The organism is Rhodanobacter terrae (assembly GCF_042657005.1).
GTDB classification, from domain to species: domain Bacteria; phylum Pseudomonadota; class Gammaproteobacteria; order Xanthomonadales; family Rhodanobacteraceae; genus Rhodanobacter; species Rhodanobacter terrae.
On record NZ_JBHSNG010000057.1, the window covers coordinates 1 to 4,521 of the forward strand.

The window sequence follows — 4,521 nt, forward strand, 5'->3', positions numbered from 1 at the left end:
AGACCTTTCTGAAACTGCACCCTATTCATCGCCATGACTCACACTCCCGTCGAGAACATGGCTTCAGCATCCCTCGCTGCCGTCGCACATCATGCGACTTGCAACTGAGGTTCGACGCTAATCAGGTAGCCTCTTGCGTGAGGAAGCATCGAGCTATCGGGCCAACCTGCTGGCTCTTGCGCCCTGGGAGGGGCGATACTTCGGCGTGCAGAAGCATGATGAGGCTTGAGCAAACATAGCTCGTGTTCGGCGCATTGTGCTTTAATGGAGCGGCCGTTGCCTGTGGGTGCTGAGCTTGAATAGCAAGAGCCACAGGGTGGCTCAGTACACGGAATTCTATGGCGCATAATAAGCTGGGTATTCGCAAAGCGCTGACCTTGTCGTTTGCTCAGACGTGCATCAGCCTTTGCCTTAGCGTTGCAACGATCATCATCCTGAGCCGGCTGCTGACACCGGCAGAGGTGGGCGTGTATTCCGTAGCGGTCGGTTTTGTCGCTCTTATGCATATGCTGCGGGATTTCGGAGTGAGCGAGTTTGTAGTTCAAGATCCATTGTTGGGCAACGACTTGATCCGAACTGCATTCACTATGAACCTCATCATAGCGTGGTGCTTGGCGGCCATTCTCTTTGGCAGCAGTGAGTTGATCGGGGAATTTTTTCGGGATCCCGGAGTGGCTCGTGTCACGAGAGTAATGAGTCTTGTGTTCGTGCTTTTGCCCTTCGGCACTACTCATATGGCGCTTATGAAGCGCAGCTTCAGATTCGATACCATGTTGAAAATCCGTTTGGGAGAAACCGCGGTCAGAGGGGGGGCCACAATTGCATTAGCATATGCAGGCTTTACGTACATGAGCATGGCGTGGGGATCAGTTGCGGGAATGGGTGCTTTGATTCTTGGTTGCGAAATCTGGGGGCGGGAATATCGCGTACGTGGCGTTGGCTTCAGGCATTGGAGGCGCATCTTGCACTTCGGCTGGAACCGAACCATCGCTGACGTTGTCATGCAGATGGGTACCCAATCTGCGAATATTATCGTTGGCAAGATGTTCGGCATGCCTGCAGCGGGATTTTACTCACGCGGTTATGGGATCGTAAATTTGTTCGTCACCAACGTAGTTGGCGCCGTTGGCAATGTCTCTTTTCCAGCTTATGCCAGAGAGCATCGCGAGACCAAGATGGCTCCGGAGCTTTTTCTAAAGTCAGTCGTTTATCTCACAGGTATAAGTTGGCCCTTCTTTGCTTTTTGCGCATTGATGGCGTTTCCGATCATTCGCGTGGCGTTTGGTAATCAATGGGACGCCGCAGTCCCCTTGATGCGGTGGCTTTGTGGTGCCGCCATGGTCGGCGTGCTGACTTTTCAATGCAATGGGTTTTTCACTGCGGTTGGTCGGTACCGCGATGTGACGAAAGTAGAGCTGCAATATCAGTTAGCGCGGATAGGCATCAGCATTCTTGCCGCTTTCTATAGCCTTGAGGCCGTAGCTGCGTCGCAGGTGTTGGGGTACGTGATTGCTGCGGTGCTATACTATTGGAAGGTGGTGCAGTACGAGTCTGTGAGGTTGCGTAACGTAATTTTTGCGTTATTGCCAAGTGCCATGGTGACGCTAACCAGTTGCGTGGTTCCCTTGGCAGTATTGGGTCTTTGGCCGGAATCGCTTGCAAACCACTATCTCGCAGCCTTCGTTGTGGCATCAGCTGGTGGTGGGCTCGGATGGTTATTGGGAATTGCTCTCACCAAACATCCTTTGCTAATTGAAATCCAGCGCGGTCTTTCCTCGATTTTCCGTCGAGCGGGCGGGGCCCCGGAAATTTCGTGACAGCCGTTCGTGTGGTCAAGATCCCACATTAATACCACTCGGCAGTGGAGACTCTGGTCGCTGTCGTTGGCAATCGAGCTCCGTGAGAGGCTGATGGCCGATGGTACTGTGTGCTCGTTGCACGTTGTAGACAGAAGACCTGTTTGCTATTGGACGTGTCGAATCACACTATGATTGAGCGCGGATCAGCGGCCTGATCAGGATACTTTTTTATGGCTGGCACTTGAGGATTGCGTTCATATGCGCGACAAAAACTGGGTAGACCTGTAACGATCCCGCTGCACTCAAGTGACCCGAGTCGTAGTAGAGAAGCTCATGCTGCATCGCCCACGGGCATATATCGGCATTGCACAGCGCGTTTCCGACCCTCAGCACCGACGCCAGCGGGTACTGGGATGCGACCGATTCGAGTATCCCATTGGCGTCCGCTTGCTGATGCTCATATCCAACCCGCGCCAGCGCTGTGGCGTTTAGCCGTTGGTCGGACGGGTTCTCCGAAAATCGGATGCGCGCCTTGGGGACCGACTGGCGTTGCTGCGGGTTGTCCTCCATGAGCACTATCGGGATTCCCAGTTTCTGATAAAAGTCGAGCGTTTCGCTCAATGCGGTGCGCAACGCTTGTCCGCCGGTGATGGAGTGTTGGATCTGAATTTTTTCTGCGCCCATATATCCCGCCCAAGCTTCGATCAACACAACTGCTTCTGGCTGCACTTCACTGGCAAAGTGAGTCGCTTTTTCTCCCAATTCACGACATGCATTCGGATAGTCGGTGTGCACGATGACGTCAGTGAGTGGCAAGCAACTCCCTATGGATGAAAAAACGATCTTCGTGCGGGTAGCCTTGCCGTACTTGTCCAGGGCCGGGATCATGGCCCTCGCATGACTGTCACCATAAGCCAGCATTATCGCTGTGGAGTGTGTGTCTCCAAGCTCGCAGTACCATTTATCTGGTAGGTACGCGTCACGACCTTGTTTCTGCAGAAACGTCATTTTGGTCTGGGGATTGAAGCAGTCCCGGGAGTTGGCAAGGGCGTCCATCTGCATGGATTTGACATACTGCTCGGCCTTGACGGAAACGAAACTCGCTGGCCTATCTGGCAGCCCTGACGCAGCGTAAACGGCCAAGCCCGCTACACCCAATATCGCAATGGCTGCCGTGAGGCCGACTGAAGTGTATCCTCGCCGACTCCTGCGGATTGGGCCCTCGAAGTAGCGGTAGCTCAGCCAGGCCAGCAGGATCGACACCACAATCAGCACGAGCCGGGATACGTGGCGAAACGTCGGGTTGTCATCGCCAAACACGATCACCATCAGCGAGAGCAACACCCAGTGCCACAGATACAGCGGGTAACTGATCAGCCCCACCCACACCGCCGGGCGCCAACTCAGCACGCGTTCGTTGAAGAACGTATTCGGCCCAGCATTGATGATCAACGCGGTCCCGATTACGGGAAGTAGCGCCCAGAATCCCGGGAACGCGCTAGTGGGCTCGATGAGCGCAAGTCCTGCAACGATGAGCCAAATCCCTCCCCATGATTGCGCAGAGCGCCACCTGGACAGCCATGTCACACCGTGTCGATGCGCTATCGCGAGCCACGCCCCGACCATGAGTTCCCAGGTGCGGGCGAGGGGGGAATAAAATGCATGAGTGATATGGCCGCTGATGACAAGGGATATGTTCAACGCAAAGGTCACTGCTGCGATGAGGGCGATGGATCTCAGCAGCGGCCAGTGCCGGCGGGTAATGAGCCACAGAATCAGCGGCCAAGCAATGTAGAACTGCTCCTCTACGGCCAAACTCCACAGGTGCAACAGCGGTTTGTCGATCGATGCGAGATCGAAATAGCCGGCCTCGTTCCACAAGACAAAATTTTCCAGATAACCGGCACCTGCTGCGACATATTTTCCAAGGCGCTCGTATTCCGAAGAAAACAGTACCAGCCAGCCAATGACGAGGCAGGAGCTTAATACTAGGATGAGCGAGGGAAAGATTCGGCGTATGCGGCGCTGGTAAAAGTCCGACAGCAGGCCGCCAAAGGTCGAGAACTCGTTGTCTTTGATTGCCTTGACCAGGATCCCTGTAATCAAGTAGCCACTGATGACTAAGAAGATGTCGACGCCAATGAAACCACCCGGTAAGCTTGACGGCGAGTAGTGGTAGGCAACTACAGCCAATACCGCCAGCGCACGCATGCCGTCGATGTCCGGACGGTAGAACCCTTTGGGCTGCACGACGTTAAAGAAGTCTCGGATGGCCATCGGCAGACCCGTGCTGAGGGAGTGCCAAATTGTAACCCGCGGGTTCATTTATCAGGTGTCATCCTTGCGCAGCATTACATGAGATAGCAAGGGGGCGAGTTGTTCGAAATCGATTCAATTGTGAACCCGGATCGCCTGGAGCGAGGTAATCAGGTATGCGGTCGTCAGACTCCGCCGATTCAATTAGGAAGTGAACCGCCCCGGGATTTGAGGAGGCTCCAACTCTTGAGAGAATGGAGCCATGAACAAGTCCACGAAGTTTTCCCCTGAAGTCCGCGAGCGCGCGGTGCGCATGGTGCAGGAGCACCGCGGAGAGTATCCATCGCTGTGGGCCGCGGTGGAGTCGATGGCGCCGAAGATCGGCTGTGTGCCGCAGACGTTGCTGGGCTGGGTCCAGCGGCACGAGGTCGACGCCGGTGTTCGCGGCGGCGTGACCACCGCCGAA

At 55.1% G+C, this 4,521-nt stretch carries 2 protein-coding genes and 1 pseudogene; 2 read left to right on the top strand and 1 reads right to left on the bottom strand.

Annotated elements, in window-relative coordinates; genetic code table 11:
* Positions 1-338: 338 nt before the first annotated feature.
* Positions 339-1,817, top strand: coding sequence for a lipopolysaccharide biosynthesis protein (locus ACFPPB_RS20065; RefSeq protein WP_377330397.1), 1,479 nt, complete (start codon positions 339-341; stop codon positions 1,815-1,817).
* Between the two features lie 210 nt (positions 1,818-2,027).
* On the opposite strand, the gene ACFPPB_RS20070 is transcribed toward ACFPPB_RS20065, so the two are convergent.
* Positions 2,028-4,076 carry an acyltransferase family protein gene (locus ACFPPB_RS20070; protein ID WP_377330399.1) on the bottom strand — a complete coding sequence of 683 codons (2,049 nt, stop codon included), beginning with the start codon at positions 4,074-4,076 and terminating at the stop codon, positions 2,028-2,030.
* Between the two features lie 241 nt (positions 4,077-4,317).
* Here ACFPPB_RS20070 and ACFPPB_RS20075 point away from each other — a divergent pair.
* Positions 4,318-4,521: pseudogene (locus ACFPPB_RS20075) on the top strand (IS3 family transposase); the annotation flags it as partial.